This window comes from Denitromonas halophila (genome assembly GCF_007625155.1).
In the GTDB taxonomy this organism is placed as follows: Bacteria; Pseudomonadota; Gammaproteobacteria; order Burkholderiales; family Rhodocyclaceae; genus Nitrogeniibacter; species Nitrogeniibacter halophilus.
In genome coordinates this window covers 101,905-121,535 of record NZ_VMNK01000015.1, presented here as the reverse complement: position 1 = coordinate 121,535, position 19,631 = coordinate 101,905, and the positions used below count along the sequence as shown (strand labels likewise).

The window sequence follows — 19,631 nt, the reverse complement described above, 5'->3', positions numbered from 1 at the left end:
TCCTCGACTCAGGCATTGGCGGAGCCACCGGCATCCGGTGCCGGCGCGCCGCCCCGGAGCTCAAGGCGATAGCCAAACCCGCGCACGCTCCGGATCACCAGGCCGGCGACCTCAAGCCGGGGCCGCAAGCGGGAGATGTACACCTCCACCGCATTGGCCGAACCATCGGCCACCAGGCGCTCTTTGGGCACGGTCCGCCCACCGGACTCCACCAGGGCGGCCAGCACAGTCCACTCGCGCCCGGTGAGCGTCATCGGCTCGCCCGAGAGCGTCGCCAGGTGATCTTCGGCGTCCATCCTGAGCGGGCCAAACACCCGCTCGCTGCGCGACAGATGGCCGATTCGGCGTGCCACCGCGCGCATTCTCGCTGACAGCTCGCCCAACTCGAAGGGCTTGGCGAGGTAATCGTCCGCGCCCAGATCGAGGCCATAAATCCGGTCCGACAAAGCATCGCGCGCCGTCACCAGAATCACCGCCACGGGCAACTTGTCGGCGCGAATGCCGCGCACCAGTTCGTAGCCGGACAAGCCCGGCAGCCCCACGTCGATCAGCGCCATGTCAATGCCGCCAGCGGCCAATCGGCGCCGCGCCACCTCGCCATCGTCTACGGCCTCGACGGCAACACCCTGCGCCTGCAGGTGAGTCACCATGCCGTGGGCCAACTCGACATCATCTTCGACCACCAGTACGCGCATCTTTATCCTCTTACGCCTCACACCCTGGCACCTCACGCGCCTAGCAAAGTGTAGCCCGACCACGCGCGCTGGCAAGCCATCGCACACCCGATTCACAAAGAAAAACTCCCGCCGCAGCGGGAGTTTTTCAGCACAGCATCACAACAACACTTAGTGCGTCGCAGCACCGGCACCACGCGGGGTGCGGATGTCTTCGACCAGGTGCTGGATATGCTCCGGGCACGGGGCCGTAAACTTCGCCACAGTGAAAGCGACGAGCATGTTCAGGATCGCGCCGACAGTACCAATACCTTCCGGCGAAATGCCGAACAGCCAGTTGGCGGGAATGTTCTCAGCCATCGGCGTAATGAAAATCCCCTTGAAGTAGAGGATGTAGCCGAAAGTGAAGATCAGGCCGCTCAACATACCGGCAATAGCACCTTCCTTATTCATCGTCTTGGAGAAAATACCCAGGAGGATGGTCGGGAACAGCGAGGCGCAGGCCAGACCGAAGGCAAAGGCCACCACCTGTGCCACAAACCCTGGCGGGTTGTAACCCAGATAGCCTGCCACACCCACCGCCACAGCAGCAGCCAGGCGACCGGCCAGCAGCTCCGATTTTTCCGAAAGATCCGGCGTCAGGATGCCCTTCATCAAGTCATGCGAAATGGCCGAAGAGATCACCAGCAGCAAGCCAGCGGCGGTCGACAGTGCGGCCGCGATACCGCCGGCAGCCACCAGCGCGATCACCCAATCAGGCAGTTTGGCGATTTCCGGGTTGGCCAGCACCATGATGTCGCGGTCAACCGTCAGCTCATTGCCTTTCCAGCCTGCGGCTTCCACCTTGGCGTTGAATTCGGCATCCTTGGACTTGTCGTTGTAATACTGGATGCGGCCGTCACCGTTCTTGTCTTCGAACTTGATCAGCTTGGTCGCTTCCCAGCGCTTCATCCAGTCCGGACGCGACTCGTAGTTCAGGCCATTGCCTTCAGCGAAGGTCTCACCGGTCAGCACACCCGGGGTCATCGTGGCATGCAGGTTGTAACGCGCCATGGCGCCAACTGCCGGTGCGGTGGTGTAGAGGATGGAGATGAACACCAGCGCCCAACCAGCGGACGAACGCGCATCCTTGACCTTCGGAACAGTAAAGAAGCGCACGATCACGTGGGGCAGACCCGCCGTACCGGCCATCAGCGCCATGGTGATGGCGATCACGTCGATCATCGATTTGTTGCCGGAGGTGTATTCCTGGAAGCCCAGGTCGTGCACCACCATGTCCAGCTTGGCCAGGAAGGGCTCACCCGTGGCCACCGACGAACCCAGCCCCAGTTGCGGGAAGACGTTGCCGGTCAGGTTCAGCGAAATGAAGATCGCCGGCACCATGTAGGCGAAGATCAGCACGCAGTACTGCGCCACCTGGGTATAGGTCACGCCCTTCATGCCGCCGAGCACGGCGTAGAAGAACACCAGACCCATACCGACGAGCAGACCGGTGACGATATCGACCTCGAGGAAGCGCGAGAACACGATACCGACGCCGCGCATCTGGCCGGCCACGTAGGTGAAGGAGATGAAGATCAGGCAGATCACCGCCACCAGACGCGCGCCGTTCGAGTAGTAACGGTCACCAATGAACTGGGGCACCGTAAACTTGCCGAACTTGCGAAGGTAGGGGGCGAGCAGCACGGCGAGCAGCACATAACCGCCGGTCCAGCCCATCAGGTAAACCGAGCCACCGTAGCCCAGAAAGGCGATCAGGCCGGCCATCGAGATAAACGACGCGGCGGACATCCAGTCAGCGGCCGTTGCCATGCCGTTGACCACCGGGTGCACACCGCCACCGGCCACATAGAAGTCGCTGGTGCTGCCGGCACGGGCCCAGATCGCCACGCCGATATACAGCGCGAAGGACAGGCCGACGACGACGAAGGTTAGTGTTTTCAAGTCCATGTCTTGCGCCCCTTAGTCTTCGTGAACGTCGTGTTCGCGGTCGATCTTGTTCATGCGCGCCGCGTACCAGAAGATCAGGATCAAAAATACGTAAATCGAGCCTTGCTGAGCGAACCAGAAGCCCAGCGGATAGCCGCCCAGGTGAATGCTGTCGAGCGCCGGCTGCAAAATGATGCCGAAACCGAACGACACGACAAACCACAGGATGAGAATCACGGTCAGCAGACTGAGCGTCGCCTTCCAGTAAGCCTCACCTGATTTTTTATCAGGGGATGTCATTGTGTTGTCTCCTCACGAAGTGTCTTGAGCGCACATGCGGTGCACGCGCTGGCAGCACTTTATGTCCAGAGCACTTACGCGATGCTTGCTCGAAGCTTACGATTTGCTGAATTTGCCACCAGCGCGCCGCGCGGCGTGTCGAAACCCTTTTCGGTACCATGAACACCTCACCATCGGAAAACCATCATGTCTGACGATTGCCATCACGCTCCCGCCCCGCGCCGCGGCATCGGCATCGCCCGCGAGGGCGATTTCGACCCGATCGCCTTCGAGAAAGCCGTCGGTGACATGCTGCGCGCCTGCGGCGTATCGACCGACGGCCCGCACACCGGACGCACCGTTCAGCGCGTGCGCGAGCTGTGGCAAAAACGCCTGCTCGGCGGTTACGAGCTTGACCCCGCCGACGCCCTCGGCGATGGCTTTGAAGACCCCCGCCGCGACATGGTGGTGGTGCGTGGCATCGCCGTGCATGGCATCTGCCCGCACCATCTCGTGCCGTTTCGCGGCGTGGCCCACGTGGCCTACATTCCCGGCGGCCGTCTACACGGCTTCGGTCGCATCGCGCGCATGGTCGACGCCATCGGCCACCGCTTCACCTATCAGGAATGGATGACCCGCGACATCGCCGACGTACTGGTCCAGCACGGCCAGGCCGCCGGCGCCGCGTGCCTGATTGAAGCCGAGCAACTGTGCCTGCTGCTGGGTGAGGATCGCCGTGGTGACGAGCGCGTCATCACCCAAGCCTTTGCCGGCAGCTTCGAAAATGATCTGCAGGCGCGCAACGAATTCATGCGCGCCATTGGACCCGGCCCCCGCTGACCCCATGTCCGAGATCCTGTTGCGGCGCATTGCGCTCATCGCAGCCCCGATGTTTCTCGCGGCCTGCCAAACCACGCCTTACGAATCCCGCCCCTCGCCCTCGCTGCCACCGACGGTGCCGGGGCAAGCCACGCCCACCCCCAGCCAGCCGCCACAGCCAACAGCGCCGGTGCAGGAGGCGCCAGTCACGCCGTGGCCGTTCACGCCACCCGCAGGCCCGCGCCTGAGCGCGGCCGATCTGCTACCCGGCGGCATCACCGATCGCCCGGGCTGGGCACGCGACATCGACGCCGCACTCGACCACCTCGAGGTCCCCCGCAGCGCCGAAAATCTGTGCGCCGCCATGGCCGTGATCGAGCAGGAGTCCACTTGGCAGGCCGACCCGGTGGTGGCCGGCCTGCCGCGCATCGTGCGCAATGAAATCGACAGCCGCGCCGAGCGCTACGGCATTCCGAAAATCGTCGTCAGCGCGGCGCTCGAAAAATCCTCGCCCGACGGCCGCAGCTACGCCAGGCGCATCGCCGCCCTGCGCACCGAAAAGCAGATGAACACGCTGTTCGAAGACATGCTCTCCGAACTGCCGCTGGGCAAGACCCTGCTGTCGGGATTCAACCCGATCCGCACCGGCGGACCCATGCAGGTCAGCATCGCCTTCGCCGAAGACCACCTGCGCCAGCGCCCCTTCCCCTACGCGCGCACCGGCAGCGTCCGCCACGAAGTGTTCACCCGCCGTGGCGGGCTCTACTTTGGTATCGCCAACCTGCTCGACTACCCCGCCGACTACCCGCACCCGCGCTACCGCTTCGCCGATTTCAACGCTGGGCAATACAGCAGCCGCAACGCCGCCTTCCAGAGCGCGATCACCCGCGTCTCCGGTCGCAAGCTCGCGCCGGATGGCGACCTGCTGCGCTACCAAGGCAAATCGCCCAGCAACGAGGCCAGCAGCACCGAGGCCGCCTTGCGTGCGATCGCCGGCCACCTTCACCTCAGCGCCCGCCAGATCCGCAGCGATCTGACGCGCGAAAAATCCGCCGACTTCAGCCACACCCGACTCTACGACCGCCTCTGGCAACTGGCCGAGCGCAAGGCCGGGCGGACGCTGCCGCGCCAGCAGATGCCGGACATCCTGCTCAAGAGCCCGAAAATCCAGCGCAAACTCACCACCGCCTGGTTTGCCAAACGGGTCGAATGGCGTTACGACCGCTGCCTGGCGCGCGAGCGCTGATGGAGCCGCGGATGCAACTTTTCTACGCCGACCACTTCGTTTTGCCACTGCCGCCGGGCCATCGCTTCCCGATGGCCAAGTACAGCCGACTGCGCGAGCAGCTGATGGCCAGCGGGCAGTTCGAGGCCACCGATTTCTGCGTACCCGACGGTGCCGACGACACCGCCTTGCTGCGCGCCCACAGCGCCGATTATCTCGAGCGCGTGGTCGCCGGCCAGCTCACCGAGGCCGAGCAGCGCCGCATCGGCTTCCCCTGGACGCCCGAGATGGTCGAGCGCTCACGCCGCTCCGCCGGCGCGACGCTGGCCGCCTGCCGCAGCGCGCTTGAACACGGTTGCGCAGCCAACATGGCCGGCGGCACCCACCACGCGCACCGCGACTTCGGCTCCGGCTTCTGCGTGTTCAACGATGCCGCCGTGGCCGCGCTGGCGATGCGCGCCGAAGGCCGCATCGAGCGCGTCGCCATCATCGACTGCGATGTGCATCAGGGCGACGGCACCGCCGCCATCCTCGCCAACACGCCCGAGGTGTTCACGCTCAGCCTGCATGGCGACAAGAACTTCCCCTTCCGCAAAACGGTGTCCGACCGCGACATCGCCCTGCCCGACGGCACCGGCGACGCCGACTACCTGGCCGCCCTCGGCCCCGCGCTCGACGACATCGTCACCCACTTCCGGCCCGAGCTGGTGATTTACCTCGCCGGCGCCGACCCGCACGAAGGCGACCGCCTCGGCCGCCTGTCCCTCAGCTTCGACGGCCTCGCCCAACGCGACGCCCTGATACTCAGCATGTGCCACAGCCTGCGCATTCCCGTTGCCATCGCCATGGCCGGCGGCTATGGTCATGACATCAACGACACCGTCGCCATTCACGCCACCACATTACTCACAGCCGCCCGGCTGTTCCGGAGCACCTGATGCAAGAAGAATCCCGAATCGCCCTACTCATCGACGCCGACAACTGCCCCGCCAGCAAGATCGACCTGATGCTCGACGAGCTGGCCAAATACGGCGTCACCAACATCCGCCGCGCCTATGGCAACTGGAAAAGCAGCAGCCTCAACGGCTGGGCCGACAAAGTGCACGAGTTCGCCATCCAGCCCGTGCAGCAATTCGCCTACACCAAGGGCAAGAACGCCACCGACTCGGCGATGATCATCGACGCCATGGACCTGCTCTACACCCAACAACTCGACGGCTTCTGCCTCGCCTCGTCCGATTCCGACTTCACCCCGCTGGTCATGCGCATCCGCGCCAACGGGCTCAAGGTGTATGGCTTTGGCGAGAAGAAAACGCCGATGCCCTTCGTCAATGCCTGCTCGCGCTTTCTCTACCTTGAAAACCTGATCGTCGAATCCGCCGATGACACCGCCCCCGCCGCGGCCAAACCGGAGCGGGTGAGCAGCAAGGCGCTGCGTGGCGATTCGCGCATCACCAGTTTGCTGCGCAACGCGGTCGAAGCCTGCGCCGACGAGGAAGACAACTGGGCCAGCCTGTCCTCTATCGGCTCGCACATCAGCAACCAGACACCGTTTGATCCGCGCAACTATGGCTACAAAAAACTCGGCGACCTGATCGAAGCCACCGGCCTGTTTGAATCCGAGCGTCGCGGCAGCCACCTCTACCTGCGCGACAAGCGCAACAAGAGCAAAGGCAGCGCCGGCACGTGAGCGTGCTGATCGGCGTCGACTTCACCTCGGCGCCGCGCGCGGCCAAACCGATTACGGTGGCACACGGCCGACTCGCGGGTGAGGAGATTCACCTCGACCGCCTCGCCGCCCTGCCCGACTGGCCGTCCTTCGACGCCCTGCTTAACACGCCCGGCCCCTGGCTGGGCGCCTTCGACTTCCCCTTTGGCCTGCCGCGCGAAGGCCTCACCGCGCTGGGCTGGCCGCACCCCGACTGGGCGACGCTGGTGCGTCATGTCGCCACGCTCAGCAAAACCGACTTTCGCGCCGCACTCGACGCCGACCGCCTGCGCCGGCCCATGGGCGCCCGCTACCCGCACCGCGCCACCGACGCCACCGCCCACTCGCACAGCCCGATGAAGCTGGTCAACCCACCGGTCGGGCTGATGTTTTTTGAAGGCGCGCCACGCCTGCTTGCCGCAGGCTGTCGCTTGCCGGGCCTGCACGACGGCGACCCGATGCGCATCGCGGTCGAGGCCTACCCCGGTCTGCTTGCCCGGCGCATCACACGGGCTTCCTACAAGAGTGACACCCGCCGCAAGCAAAGCCCCGAGCGGCTCGCAGCACGGCAACACATCGTCGCCGAACTGATCGCCGGCACCGCACTGGCGGGACTGCGCCTGACGCTGACGCCTGAACAACGCACGTCCTTGATCGCCGATGCCCGCGGCGACTGGCTCGATGCCGTACTCGCACTGGCGCAAGCCGCCCGTTGCGCCCGCCATGGCGCCCCCCAATTTGGCATGCCAGCACACGCCGACCCGCTCGAAGGCTGGATCGCCACCGCCTGAGGCCTGCACGCCACACCGTTTGAAACGCGTAGAATGTGCCCTCTCTGACGTCCTGGGCACACACGCCATGCTGCAACCGAGCCAACCGATCTACACCGTTGCCGGCATCCGCACCATCGAAACGGCCGCGATGCCTTCCGCCAAGCCGCCCTTGATGGAACGCGCCGGACGCGCATCGGCCGAAGAAGCCGTGCGCCTGATGATCGACCGCCCCGGCGCGCTGCTGATCGCCTGCGGCCCCGGCAATAACGGCGGTGACGGCTTCGTCATGGCGCGCCACTTTTTGCAAGCCGGTCGCAAGGTCGTGGTGGCCTTTTCGGGCGACACCGCGAAACTGCCCGGTGACGCCAAAAAGTCCTGGGAAGCCTGGCGAGATGCCGGCGGCGAAACGCTCTCTGACCTGCCCTCGGCGCCGCCCGAAGGCTGGGCGCTGGTCGTCGACGCCTTATTCGGCATCGGCCTGCAACGCCCCATCAATGGCCGCTACGCTGACTGGATTCGCGCGCTCAACGCGCTGCCCTGCCCGCGCATGTCGATCGACGTGCCCAGCGGCCTGTGCGCCGACACTGGTCGCGTACTGGGCGTCGCCTTCAAAGCCACCCACACGGTCACCTTTATCGCGCTCAAGCCCGGTCTGCTCACGCTGGATGGGCCGGACCACTGCGGCGAGCTGGTGGTCAAGCGACTGGATCTTGACGCCAACAGTTATCTGCCCGCCCCCGGCTGGGAGGTTCGACCCGCCCTGTTTGGCGACCAGTTCGCGCCGCGGCGGCTGAACTCGCACAAGGGCCTGTTTGGTGACGCCGTGATCATTGGCGGCGCCCCTGGCATGTGCGGCGCCCCCTTGCTGTCGGGCCGCGCGGCGCTGCGTGCCGGTGCCGGCCGCGTGTTTGTCGGTCTGCTCGATCCGCGCGCGCCAGTCGTCGATCTGATCCAGCCCGAGCTGATGCTTCGCCCTGCCGAAGATGCCCTGAGCGAAGGCCAGGCCATCGCCATTGGCCCCGGACTGGGCCGCGACGAAGCGGCCTCCGCACTGCTGCACCGAGCCGTCGCCAGCAAACACACGCTGGTGCTCGATGCCGATGCGCTGAACCTGCTGGCCACGGACGATACACTGGCCGGCGCCCTCACGCGCCGTCATGCCCCGGTGGTACTGACGCCTCACCCGGCCGAAGCCGCGCGACTGCTCAAGGCCCTGCCAGACGAAATCCAGGCCAACCGGCTCGATGCCGCACTGAAGCTGGCTCAGCGATTTGACGCCCACGTGATCCTCAAAGGCAACGGCAGCCTGATCGCCCATCCGGACGGCCGCTGGCTGATCAACCGCAGCGGCAATCCGGGCATGTCGGCCGCTGGCATGGGCGATGTGCTCACCGGCCTGCTCGCCGCCTTGCTCGCCCAGCGCTGGCCCATCGAGGCCGCCATACTCGGCGCCGTTCATCTGCACGGCGCCGCCGCCGACCTGTTGCTCGCCAAAGGTATCGGCCCCATCGGCATGGGCGCATCAGAGCTCCCCGATGCGGTGAGAATGTTGATGAATCAATGGGTAGCACAGCATCAGCACTACTAACCGCGCGAGCTTCATCCAATTGCCATATGACTTCTTTTTAAACCGGGGATCAGCTACATTTGGTAACAAGTGGATCACACCACACCTGTAGCGACCCTCATATGTCCGCATCCCGCCGTATCGGCCATTCGCCTTTTACGACCTCGTCGGCGGCCGAACTCGCCCTGCCGATCACTGCCCTGGCCGCCGATACGCCGCTGTCTGCCGCGTTGGCCAATCTGGCCAGTAGCGCATCCCACGCCGTGCTGGCCGAACGCCACGGCGAAATCATCGGCATTCTGACCGAGCGCTCCGCCTTGGCGCTGGGGCTGGAGCTGACATCCCGGAATCAACCGACCGAACCACGGCTGGCAGACGTCTGCCAGCACCCGGTGCTGTGGGCGAAGGCGGATGAGAACTATGTCGATGTATACGAGCGCATGCTCCGCCACGGCATGCGCCACGCCATTGTCCGGGGCACCGATGGCGAGATGATCGGCCTGCTCTCCGAAAGTGCCATCCTCGGCCGGATGGGCATTGAGCACTTTGCACACCTCGACGCCATCGATCAGGTCATGACCCCGCGGCTAACCACGGTGACCCCGGGCACATCGGTGCACGATTGCGCCGACCTGATGCGCAAGGAACACATCGGTTGCGTCGTCGTGGCATCCGACGCCGACATGCCGCTGGGCATCCTGACCACACGCGACATCACCCGTTTGCTGGTCAAACGCGACGCATTGCATACCGTGCAAGTCGCTGAGGTGATGACATCGCCAGTCATTCAACTGACCGCGGATCGCCCGGTGTTCGAAGCCGCCCGCCTGATGTCCTCACACGGCATCCGACACGTCATCATCACGCGGGGCGATGAGTTGTGCGGCGTCGTCTCCGAACACGACATCGTGCGCTGCCTGGAGCATCGCTACGTCGACGTGCTGCGCCGGGTCATCCACTGCCAGGCCGACGAACTCGAAGCCCACCGGCAAGTTCACGCGCACAACAACGTTCTCGACCAACTCCTGTCGCGCAGCCAGGCGCTCGGATTGTGTCTTGTCGAGGCCGACGGCCAGGTTGATTTCATCAACGCTGCCGCACGCGCATTGCTCCAACTTGCACCGGCTCAGCCTGCCGGCCGGCTCGATGACGCTCTCCAGCATGCAACCGAAGAAGCTCGGGCCGCCATTGCCGCGCTTATCCACACCACGCCGCCCGCCGCCCCGGTATCGATCCCGCTTGGCGAGCGCCAACTCATGGTGCAGGCGCAACCGTTTGCGACCCATGCCCAGAGCGGCGCGCTGTCGCAGCTGCTGATCCTGATCGACGAATCGGTCGCCAAGGAGGCCGGAGAGCTGCTGGGTTTCAGCCGACACGCCTTTGGCACCATGGCGCTCCCGATGATGTGGGCCGACACCGAAGGCACGATCTCGCTGAGCAATGCGGCGTTCAAGCGACTGGCCGGTTGCGAGGGCGCCGACACAACGCTCAGCGTGGACCAGCTCTTCGACCCTGCCGACACCCTGCGCACCCTGCCGGACGACAGCGACGCCTTACGTCTTCAGTGCCAGCTGATACGCGCCGACGGCCAGAAGATCCCGGTCGAGTTGTTCTTCAACAAAATGCACTTCCTGGGCAAGCACTACCTGGGCGGATTCATCATCGACCTCACGGTTCAGGACGCCATCGAGCAGGCACTGCACGAGTCCGAACAGCGCCTCGACACCCTGCTTGCCACGTCTCCGGATTTCATCGCCGTCAAGGACGCGGCGGGCCGCTGGCAAATCGCCAACTCCGCCGGTCTGCACATGTACGGGCTGAACCAGACGGACTGGAAAGGAAAGACCAACTCACAACTCGCCGCCCACGCCGGCGGCCCCATGCAGGACATCCTGTCCCGCTGCAACAACACCGACAAGCTCGCCTGGTCTCGCCGCGAGTCCATCCGCTACATCGAAGAAATCCCTCACACCGACGCCCCCGGCCTGCGCTCGCTGGACATGATCAAGACCCCGATTCTGGACACACATCAGCAGCCAAAAGCCCTGATGGTGATAGGCCGTGACATCACCGAGCGCATGCGCGCCGAAAGCTCGCGCCGCGAAAGCGATGAGCGCCTGCACGGTGCACTCTCGGGCATGGACGATCTGATGTTGATCACCAACTGCGAGGGGCAGATTCAGGATCATTACCCCAAACCCGCCCCCCAGCGTTTTCAATTCCCCAGCCCCGAGCTCACCGGCCTGAACGTCAGCACGATCCTCCCCTCCGAGGCACTCGCGCACTTCGATGCCGCACACGAAAAACTTCGCAGCGGGCTTGGCATTCAGCAATTCGACTACTCGGTCGAGGTCGGCGAGCAAACACACTGGTTCAATGTCAGGGTGTCGCGCCACCGGTTGGCCAATGGCGGGCAGAACGGCATGACGCTGATGATTCGCGACATCACCGCCAGCCGAAAGACCGCCGAACAGCTCGATCGCCTCAAAGCCACCATGGAAGACCATGTCGATGCCCGTACCGGCGAGCTGAAGAACGCACTTGATGAGCTCGAATCCTTCAGCTATTCGCTCTCGCACGATCTACGCGCGCCGCTGCGGGCAATCGACGGATTCGGCCGCCTGCTCGGGCAGAACTTGGCGGGCCAGCTCAACGAAGTGAATCGTGAGTATCTGGAACGCATTCAATCCGCCGTCGACCGGATGGGCGGCCTCATCGACGACATGCTCGACCTCGCCCGACTGTCACGCAAACCGGTGGAACGTCAGCCCGTGGACATCAGCCAGATGGCACGCCGAGTTTTCACCGACCTGTCTGAACGAGACCCGGAGCGCGCCGTTACCTGGGATATTGCCGGCGATCTGCGCGCCAATGCCGACCCCATCCTGATGCAGTCGGTCCTCGACAATCTGCTCAGCAACGCCTGGAAGTTCAGCCGGCGCGTCGATGCGGCACACATCAAAGTGTTTTCGGAACAACGCGACGGGCAACACTGGTTTGTGGTCGAAGACAACGGCGCGGGTTTCGACATGGCCTACGCCGACAAGCTCTTCAAACCTTTTCAGCGCCTGCACTCGCCGCGCGACTTCGACGGCACCGGCGTTGGCCTCGCCACCGTGCAGCGCATCGTTACCCGCCACGGCGGTCGAATTGAAGCGCAATCCGGTGAGAAGCCGGGCGCGACCTTTCGCTTTTGCCTCGGCGAATGACCCCACGCCGCGAGCCCGGCAAGTCAGCATCAACCTCCCGCAATACACGCTGTTTTCTTGCGTCAGATCAGTTTTGCGCCATCGGAGCGCCCTATAATTTCCGAATAAGCAGAAAGGGGAGGCCGAATGACAACAGCAACAGAAACGCTCGTGGGCGCCAGCGCCGATTTTCTCAAGCGCTTTTCACCCTTCGACCAAATGGAGCCGGAGGCGCTGGACTATCTGTCCGAACGCGTACTCCTCGGCTTCTTCAGCAAGGGCGCGACCATTCTGTCCGCCGAAATGGGTCAGCCACGCCACTTCTACATCATCCAGCGCGGCAAGGTGCAAGCCAGCCAGAGCGGTGATGTCGCCCTCACCGAATACGCCTCCATGACGCTCGGGCCGGGCGAGTGCTTCCCGATCGGCGCCATCTCCGCCGGCCGCCCCTCCACCAACACCTACATGGCGCTCGAAGACAGCTTCTGCTTCCAGCTCCCGGCCGACGACTTCATGGCGCTGATGCGCATCAGCCCGGTCTTCCACGTCTTCTGCACCCAGTACATTGCTAGCCTGCTCAGTCAGTCACGCCAGCAGTTGCAGAGCACTTTCTCGCAACGCGCAGCCGAACAGCAGACCATGACAACCCCGCTCGGCCATCTGATCAAGCGCGACCCGATCTTTGTCACGCCCGACACCAGCACCCGCAGCGCGCTCGAAAAAATGAACGAAATGCGCATCGGCTGCATGGTGGTCGCTGATGCCGACGCCCGCCCGGTGGGCATTCTCACCCAGAGCGATCTGCTGTCGCGCATCGTGCTCCCCGCCTTCGACCTGAGTCGGCCGATTTCGGATGTCATGACCCCAGCGCCGCAAGTGTTGCAAATGACGGCAACGGCCTACGACGCCGCGCTCGAAATGGCCACCCATGCCCGCCGGCATCTGCTGGTGGTCGACTCCGATGACAAACTGCGCGGCGTGGTGTCCGAGCGCGATCTGTTCTCGTTGCAACGCATCGGCCTGCGCCAGATTCGCGCCAGCATCGAAGGCGCCGACGACATCGAATCGCTGCAGCACGCCAGCCGCGACATCCGGCAACTGGCGCTCAACCTCATCGCTCAGGGCATCGGTTCTGAACAGCTCACGCGCTTCATCTCCGCCCTCAACGACGCCCTCACCCGCCGCATCATTACCCTCGAGCTGGGGCGTCACGAATTGTTCGGCGTGCAGTTTTGCTGGCTGGCCTTTGGCTCTGAAGGGCGTCACGAGCAGACGCTGTCGACCGATCAGGACAACGGCATCATCTTCTCCGCCCCCGAAGGCGAACGCGACGCGATCAAGCAAAAACTGCTGGCCTTCGCCAAAGACGCCAACGATGCGCTGGCCGCCTGCGGCTTCCCGCTGTGCAAAGGCAACATCATGGCCAGCAACCCCGAGCTGTGTCTGACGCTCGAAGAGTGGAAGCGCCGCTTCGGTGCCTGGATTCGTGAGCCCGACCCGCAAGCCCTGCTCAACGCGTCGATTTTCTTCGACTTCCGGGTGCTCTTCGGCAGCGAGAAGATTGGCGACCAACTACGTCGCTGGTTGCTCGAAACCGCGCGCGGCAACTCCACCTTCCTGCGCATGATGGCGCAAAATGCGCTGGCCGTGGCCCCCCCCCTGGGTCGCTTCCGCGACTTTGTGGTCGAAGACGACGGCATGATCGATCTGAAAAAATCGGGCGCACGCCTGTTCGTCGACGTCGCCCGCATTCTGTCGCTACGCTCCGGCGTCGAGGCATCCAGCACGGTCGGTCGCCTGCGCCAGTCGGGTCAGCGCGCCAACATGGCTGAAGAAGAACTCGATGCCATCACCGACGGCTTCCACTTCATCCAGCTCCTGCGCCTACGCTCACAACACCTCGACACCGAGCACGACGCGCCCGGCGACAATAAAATCGACCCCGATACGCTCAATGAGCTCGATCGACGCATTCTCAAAGAAGCTTTCCGACAGGCTCGAAAGCTGCAACTCCGGCTTAAACTGGATTACCAGCTCTAAGGCAACACTTGCACCCCTTGCGCGACGGCAACACTTCTCAGGCGTCGCGCATGCAGATTCCGCTTTTTTACGACTCACGCTTGGCAAACCACCACCGATGACCTGGCTCTCTCGACTTATCCCTGGCGCTCACCCCCCCGTACAACTGGCACCCGAGATCCGTGCACGGCTCGACGCCTGGCGCAAACTGCCCGAGACGGCGCTCACCTCACAACACGCCGAGACGCGCTATGTCATTGTCAACACGGAGGCCAGCGGCCTGGACCTGAGCAAGGATCGGCTCCTGTCGGTCGCGGCCATTGCCATCGAAGGCGGGCTGATCGACCCAAAACTCGCGTTCTATCAAAGTCTCGAACCCGATCCCGCAGACGCGCTGACCGGCTTGCTCGAATTCATCGGCAACTCACCGATCGTCGTTTTCAACGCGGGCTTCAATAAACGCGTGATCCTCAACGCCATCGAACGCGTACTGGATGTTGAGCCCGAACTGCACTGCATCGACCTGTACTGGCTGCTGCCGGCCCTGTTTGCCGAGCGTGGCCAGAGCGCAAGCAAACTGACCGACTGGATGAACGCCTTGCGAATCGAGACCTTCCAGCGGCACCATGCGCTGGGCGACGGCTACGCCATTGCGCAGCTATTTCTCGCAACGCAGGCCCGAGGGCGCCTTCTGGGCCACAGCACACCCCAAGCGCTCATCGAGCTCGAGCATGCCCGTCAGCGCCTGAAACGCCCGCTCTGAACGCACTCAATCTGCCACCCAATGCGCAATCGACGCACTGGGCGGCAGCGCATCATGGGGCCAGCGCGCATAGCGCACGCCCGCCGCTTCCAGCGTTTCGCGCTTGAATGCATCGCCCGGCGACGAACGCTCACCCCGCGCAAGATCCACCGCTGCCACGGGAATCAGCGCGCGGGTACAGACCACAAAATCGAGCAAAGCGTCCTTTTCAATCGCCTCCAGTCCAGCCGCCCGGCGCAATGAGGCCCTTGGAAAAATCTCATACGCGGGCAGCGCCGCCTTAAGACGCTGATACGCCGTTGCCCGCACGGCATCCAGATACGCAGGCCTTGCGCTTTCCGGCACCGCAACCATCTCGACAAGCGGCGCAACCGGCGGCACAACATCATGAGAGCGCTCGCCATCCATGGCCCGGGGCGTCGCGGCATCGCCCCTCACCACCTGCCCACCTGGCAGTTCGCCGTGGGCCAACAAAAAGGCCATCTCTCGGGCTTGCTCCGACTCTCGATGCTCGCGCCTGCGACGGCGCAGCAACACACCTAGCCAAACGATAGCCAGTACCGACACAAAGAAAAAAATCCACGCCATCCCGTTCGCTCTCCTTGTCGTCAGCGCCAAAGATAAAAACAGTGCCAATAATCAGCGCTTTACTGAAGCGCGCCAAGAAAGTATATTCGCGCGGATGGGTATTCGACACGCACTTCCTGTTGCTGCACTTCTGCTCGCCCTGACTTTGCCTGGCACGGCGTACAGCACGGAAAACGCAAGCGCGGCCTTGGCGGAGCCCAACAGCAAGCCCGTGAGCGCAGGCGCGCCGATCAGCGAACTGATTGTGCAGGGTCTGGCGTATCTCGACACCCCGTATCGCTTCGGCGGCAATTCCCGCGACACCGGCATCGATTGCAGTGCTCTGGTGCAACAAGTCTTCCAGCGGGCGCTGGGCCTTGATCTGCCCCGCACGACCAGCGAGTTGGCCAAGATTGGCGACAGTCTCAAACGCGCGCAGCTCAAAGCAGGCGACCTGGTGTTCTTCAATACGCGTCGCCGTGCGTATTCTCACGTGGGCATCTACCTGGGTAGCGATCGCTTCCTCCATGCGCCCTCCAGCGGCGGCAAGGTGCGCATCGAAAGCCTGAACGCCCGCTACTGGAACAAGCGATTCAACGGTGGCCGGCGCGTCGTCAGCCACACAGCAAGCCCGACCATCGCCGCCACCCTGCAGTAAGCCGCCGCCGCTCAAGCGCCTCGATTCGGGCAGTCTCGGCAACGGCTGCCGGCGCGCTTGTCGAGCGCCTGCTTGAGCGCGCACACCGAACGCCGACAACACACAAACTCCACGCCTGCCTTGCCGGCCGCTTCCCGGAAGCGCTGCATGACATTGTGACCAAGGAAATCCGTAAACAGGATCACCAGGTCCACGCCCACCGGCAAGTCCGCCGCGCGTCTTTGATGAGATCGGTCCCGGCCAGTCACGTGGGCCGCGATCCGGATTCCGAACTCATCCAGAACCCCGGGGATATTGCCGAGACGGTCGGCGCCGATGAGCATTGCATTCATGACAAATTCCTATTGAGAACGATTCGCATCCAGATTACACCGAATGAGAATCGTTTGCATTTGTAATTTGTTCTCGTTACACTTTGGACACTCAAATTTTCTTGAACCAAAGGTCCGACTAGCCATGAATCGTACTGTTGCTGCTGCCGCCTTGTGCGCACTGTTCTCCGTCTCCTCGGCACACGCCGACGACAAAGTGCTCAACCTCTATACCGCGCGCCACTATCAGACTGATGAAGCGCTATACGCCAACTTCACCAAGGCCACCGGCATCAAGGTCAACCGTATCGAGGGCAAGGAAGACGCCTTACTGGAACGGATTCGCAGCGAAGGGGAGAACAGCCCGGCCGACGTGCTCATCACGGTCGACGCCTCCCGCCTCGCCAAGGCCGACGAGTTGGGGGTGTTCGCCCCGGTCAAATCCGAATTGCTCACCAGCCGCATCCCGGCAAACCTGCGCACCGACACCTGGTTCGCCTTCTCCACCCGCGCCCGTGTCATTGTGTACAACAAGGCTGGCATCAAGCCTGAACTGGTCCAGAACTACGAAGACCTCGCCAACCCGGCACTGAAAGCCAAGGTGTGCACCCGCTCGGGCAGCCACCCCTACAACCTGTCGCTGGGCGCTTCCATGATTGAGCACCATGGCATTGAAAAGACCGAAGCCTGGGCCAAAGGCATCGTCGCCAACTTCGCACGTCAGCCCAAAGGCGGCGACACCGACCAGATCCGCGCCGTCGCGGCGGGCGAATGCGGCGTGGCGATTGCCAACAGCTACTACGTGGCGCGCCTGATCAACTCGACCAAGCCGGAAGACCAGCAAGTCATGGACGCCGTTGGCGTCATCTGGCCGAACCAGGCCAACGTCGGCACGCACATCAACGTGTCTGGCGGCGGCATGCTCAAGCACGCACCGAACAAGGCCGCTGCCGTGGCCTTCCTTGAGTACCTGGCGTCGGACGAAGCACAACGCTACTTCGCCGATGGCAACAACGAATGGCCGGTGGTGCAGTCCGTCAAGGTGAGCAATGCCGCACTTGAGAAGCTGGGCACCTTCAAAGCCGATGCCCTGCCTGTCGGCAAGCTCGCCAACTCGGTTGCCGAGGCGCAAAAAGCCTACGATCGCGCCGGCTATCGCTGAGTCGATACACGCCAGCAAAGCGGCCTTCGGGTCGCTTTTTTTCGCCGACACACCGCGACTTTAGCCGTCGAGCGCCCAAACCCTCACCGCCGGCAGCACGCCGGTACCCCAAAAGAAAAACCCCCATGGGCTCTCGCGCATGGGGGTGTCAGGCGGTGCTCAGTGATCAGAACATGTCGTCTTCAAGCGCCAGCGCACCGGCCGCGCCATTGACGACCGAGTAGGCCAACCCTGGTGCCTGCGACAAGATGTGGTCGGCGTAGAAACGCGCCGTCACGATCTTGGCCTGATAGAACGACGCATCACCCGCGCCTTCGTTCAAGCGCGTCTGCGAGATCATTGCCGCGCGCGCCATCTGCCAGCCACCGGCCACAATGCCGAACAGCTTGAGCATGGGCACGGCGCCCACCGAAGCCGCCTTGATGTCGTTGCCATAAGTGGCCAACACATAGTCAGTGGCCTCTTCCAGCGCGGTAATGCCCGCCGACAGCGCCGTGCGGATCGCCTTGTATTCCGGGGCGCTCTGCTCGTTCAACTGAACCACAACGCCGCGCATCTGCTCGATCACAGCCTTCATGGCCATGCCGCCATCGCGCGAGATCTTGCGGCCGATCAGGTCGTTGCCCTGGATGGCCGTGGTGCCTTCGTAGATGGTGGTGATACGGGCATCACGGAAATGCTGTGCGGCACCCGTTTCTTCGATAAAGCCCATGCCGCCGTGAATCTGAACGCCGGTCGAGGCGATGTCGATCGAGTTCTCGGTGCACCAGCCCTTGACGATCGGGATCAGCAGATCGACGAAGGCCTGGTTCTGCGCACGCACGGTCTCATCCGGATGATCATGGGCCATATCGGTGGCTGCACCCACCACATAGGCCAGCGCACGCATCGCCTCGGTCTGGGACTTCATCGACATCAGCATGCGACGCACATCCGGGTGACGGATGATTGCCACCTTACCGCCGCCACGCACACCAGGTTCGGTGCCCTGCACGCGGTCACGGGCATAGCCCAGCGCCTGCTGGTAAGCACGCTCGGCGAGCGCCAGACCTTCCATGCCGACCGCAAAACGCGCCTCGTTCATCATGATGAACATGTACTCGAGACCACGGTTCGCTTCGCCGATCAGGTAGCCCGTTGCACCGCCCTTGTCGCCAAAGGCCAGCACGCAGGTCGGGCTGGCATGGATGCCCAGCTTGTGCTCGATCGACACGCAATGCACATCGTTGCGCTCGCCGATCGTACCCTCGGCATCGACCATGAACTTCGGCACCAGGAACAGCGAAATGCCCTTCACGCCTTCCGGCGCATCCGGCAGGCGCGCCAGCACCAGATGCACGATGTTGTCGGTGAGGTCGTGTTCGCCATAGGTGATGAAAATTTTCTGACCGAAGACCTTGTAGCTGCCGTCGGCCTGCGGTTCAGCACGGGTGCGTACCGCCGCCAGATCGGAGCCGGCCTGCGGCTCGGTCAGGTTCATGGTGCCGGTCCATTCGCCGCTGACCATCTTGGTCAGGTACACCGCCTTCTGCTCGTCGGTGCCACGCAGCATCAACGCCTCAATGGCGCCATTGGTCAGCATCGGGCACAGCGAAAAGGCCATGTTGGCCGACTTCCACATTTCCATCACCGCGGTGCTAACCAGCTTGGGCAGGCCCTGGCCGCCATACTCCGGATCGCAGGCCAGCGCCGTCCAGCCGGACTCGGCGAACTGGCGGTAGGCCGCCTGCCAGCCCGGCGCCGTCGTTACCTGGCCGTCGGCCCACTTGGCGCCGATCTGGTCGCCGGTGCGGTTCAACGGCGACAGCACGCCGGTGGCGAACTTGCCGGCCTCTTCGAGCACCGCGTCGACCAGGTCGTCGGTGGCATCGCCAAAGCTGGGCAACTGACCCACTTGCTCAAGGCCTGCCAGTTCCTTCATCACGAACTGCATATCCCGAATCGGGGCAACGTACTCGCTCATTGTCCATGCACTCCTGTCCAGTGTTT

The 19,631-nt window shown here is 63.6% G+C and carries 17 protein-coding genes; 11 read left to right on the top strand and 6 right to left on the bottom strand.

Annotated features, from left to right (window positions below; all coding sequences use genetic code 11):
- Window positions 1–8 precede the first annotated feature (8 nt).
- The 3 genes from FHP91_RS15050 to FHP91_RS15040 form a co-directional block, all read right to left on the bottom strand.
- The gene (locus FHP91_RS15050) at window positions 9–695 is read right to left on the bottom strand and encodes a response regulator transcription factor (protein ID WP_144310366.1); all 687 of its coding nucleotides are present in this window, start codon (window positions 693–695) and stop codon (window positions 9–11) included.
- 150 nt (window positions 696–845) lie between these two features.
- Window positions 846–2,624: a sodium:solute symporter family protein gene (locus tag FHP91_RS15045; protein ID WP_144310365.1), complete on the bottom strand. Its 1,779-nt coding sequence runs from the start codon at window positions 2,622–2,624 to the stop codon at window positions 846–848.
- Window positions 2,625–2,636: 12 nt separating this feature from the next.
- Window positions 2,637–2,903, bottom strand: a complete 267-nt coding sequence (locus FHP91_RS15040) for a DUF4212 domain-containing protein (RefSeq protein WP_144177089.1) — start codon at window positions 2,901–2,903, stop codon at window positions 2,637–2,639.
- Between the two features lie 186 nt (window positions 2,904–3,089).
- On the opposite strand from FHP91_RS15040, the gene folE reads away from it, so the two are divergent.
- The 9 genes from folE (at window position 3,090) to FHP91_RS14995 (ending at window position 14,944) form a co-directional block, all read left to right on the top strand.
- Window positions 3,090–3,722, top strand: coding sequence for a GTP cyclohydrolase I FolE (folE, locus tag FHP91_RS15035; RefSeq protein WP_144310364.1), 633 nt, complete (start codon window positions 3,090–3,092; stop codon window positions 3,720–3,722).
- 4 nt (window positions 3,723–3,726) lie between these two features.
- Complete coding sequence (locus FHP91_RS15030; RefSeq protein ID WP_144310363.1) at window positions 3,727–4,947, top strand: DUF1615 domain-containing protein; 1,221 nt, start codon at window positions 3,727–3,729, stop codon at window positions 4,945–4,947.
- Window positions 4,948–4,958: 11 nt separating this feature from the next.
- Window positions 4,959–5,864, top strand: a complete 906-nt coding sequence (locus FHP91_RS15025) for a histone deacetylase family protein (protein WP_144310362.1) — start codon at window positions 4,959–4,961, stop codon at window positions 5,862–5,864.
- Window positions 5,864–6,616, top strand: a complete 753-nt coding sequence (locus FHP91_RS15020) for an NYN domain-containing protein (RefSeq protein ID WP_222105222.1) — start codon at window positions 5,864–5,866, stop codon at window positions 6,614–6,616. The genes FHP91_RS15025 and FHP91_RS15020 overlap by 1 nt, the downstream gene beginning before the upstream one ends.
- On the top strand, window positions 6,613–7,425 hold the full coding sequence (locus FHP91_RS15015) for a DUF429 domain-containing protein (protein ID WP_144310360.1): 813 nt from the start codon (window positions 6,613–6,615) through the stop codon (window positions 7,423–7,425). The genes FHP91_RS15020 and FHP91_RS15015 overlap by 4 nt, the downstream gene beginning before the upstream one ends.
- Window positions 7,426–7,492: 67 nt before the next feature.
- Entirely contained in the window at window positions 7,493–8,995 is a 1,503-nt protein-coding gene (locus FHP91_RS15010; protein WP_144310359.1) for an NAD(P)H-hydrate dehydratase, read from the top strand.
- A gap of 101 nt (window positions 8,996–9,096) precedes the next feature.
- Window positions 9,097–12,183 (top strand): CBS domain-containing protein, encoded by a 3,087-nt coding sequence (locus FHP91_RS15005; RefSeq protein WP_144310358.1) that lies wholly within the window; start codon window positions 9,097–9,099, stop codon window positions 12,181–12,183.
- Between the two features lie 126 nt (window positions 12,184–12,309).
- The gene (locus FHP91_RS15000; RefSeq protein ID WP_144310357.1) at window positions 12,310–14,202 is read left to right on the top strand and encodes a DUF294 nucleotidyltransferase-like domain-containing protein; all 1,893 of its coding nucleotides are present in this window, start codon (window positions 12,310–12,312) and stop codon (window positions 14,200–14,202) included.
- Window positions 14,117–14,944 carry a 3'-5' exonuclease gene (locus FHP91_RS14995; RefSeq protein WP_246116326.1) on the top strand — a complete coding sequence of 276 codons (828 nt, stop codon included), beginning with the start codon at window positions 14,117–14,119 and terminating at the stop codon, window positions 14,942–14,944. The genes FHP91_RS15000 and FHP91_RS14995 overlap by 86 nt, the downstream gene beginning before the upstream one ends.
- Before the next feature lie 6 nt (window positions 14,945–14,950).
- Here the strand turns inward: FHP91_RS14995 and FHP91_RS14990 are convergent, their stop codons facing one another.
- Window positions 14,951–15,532: a DUF2726 domain-containing protein gene (locus FHP91_RS14990; RefSeq protein ID WP_144310356.1), complete on the bottom strand. Its 582-nt coding sequence runs from the start codon at window positions 15,530–15,532 to the stop codon at window positions 14,951–14,953.
- A 211-nt stretch (window positions 15,533–15,743) separates the two neighbouring features.
- Between FHP91_RS14990 and FHP91_RS14985 the strand changes: the two genes are divergently transcribed.
- Window positions 15,744–16,169, top strand: a complete 426-nt coding sequence (locus FHP91_RS14985) for a C40 family peptidase (RefSeq protein WP_313791160.1) — start codon at window positions 15,744–15,746, stop codon at window positions 16,167–16,169.
- 11 nt (window positions 16,170–16,180) lie between these two features.
- On the opposite strand, the gene FHP91_RS14980 is transcribed toward FHP91_RS14985, so the two are convergent.
- Window positions 16,181–16,501 carry a DUF2325 domain-containing protein gene (locus FHP91_RS14980; RefSeq protein ID WP_144177109.1) on the bottom strand — a complete coding sequence of 107 codons (321 nt, stop codon included), beginning with the start codon at window positions 16,499–16,501 and terminating at the stop codon, window positions 16,181–16,183.
- A 124-nt stretch (window positions 16,502–16,625) separates the two neighbouring features.
- Here FHP91_RS14980 and FHP91_RS14975 point away from each other — a divergent pair, with 124 nt between their 5' ends.
- Window positions 16,626–17,642: a Fe(3+) ABC transporter substrate-binding protein gene (locus FHP91_RS14975; protein WP_144310354.1), complete on the top strand. Its 1,017-nt coding sequence runs from the start codon at window positions 16,626–16,628 to the stop codon at window positions 17,640–17,642.
- Window positions 17,643–17,808: 166 nt separating this feature from the next.
- Here the strand turns inward: FHP91_RS14975 and FHP91_RS14970 are convergent, their stop codons facing one another.
- Window positions 17,809–19,605 (bottom strand): acyl-CoA dehydrogenase, encoded by a 1,797-nt coding sequence (locus FHP91_RS14970; protein WP_144310353.1) that lies wholly within the window; start codon window positions 19,603–19,605, stop codon window positions 17,809–17,811.
- Window positions 19,606–19,631: the final 26 nt, after the last annotated feature.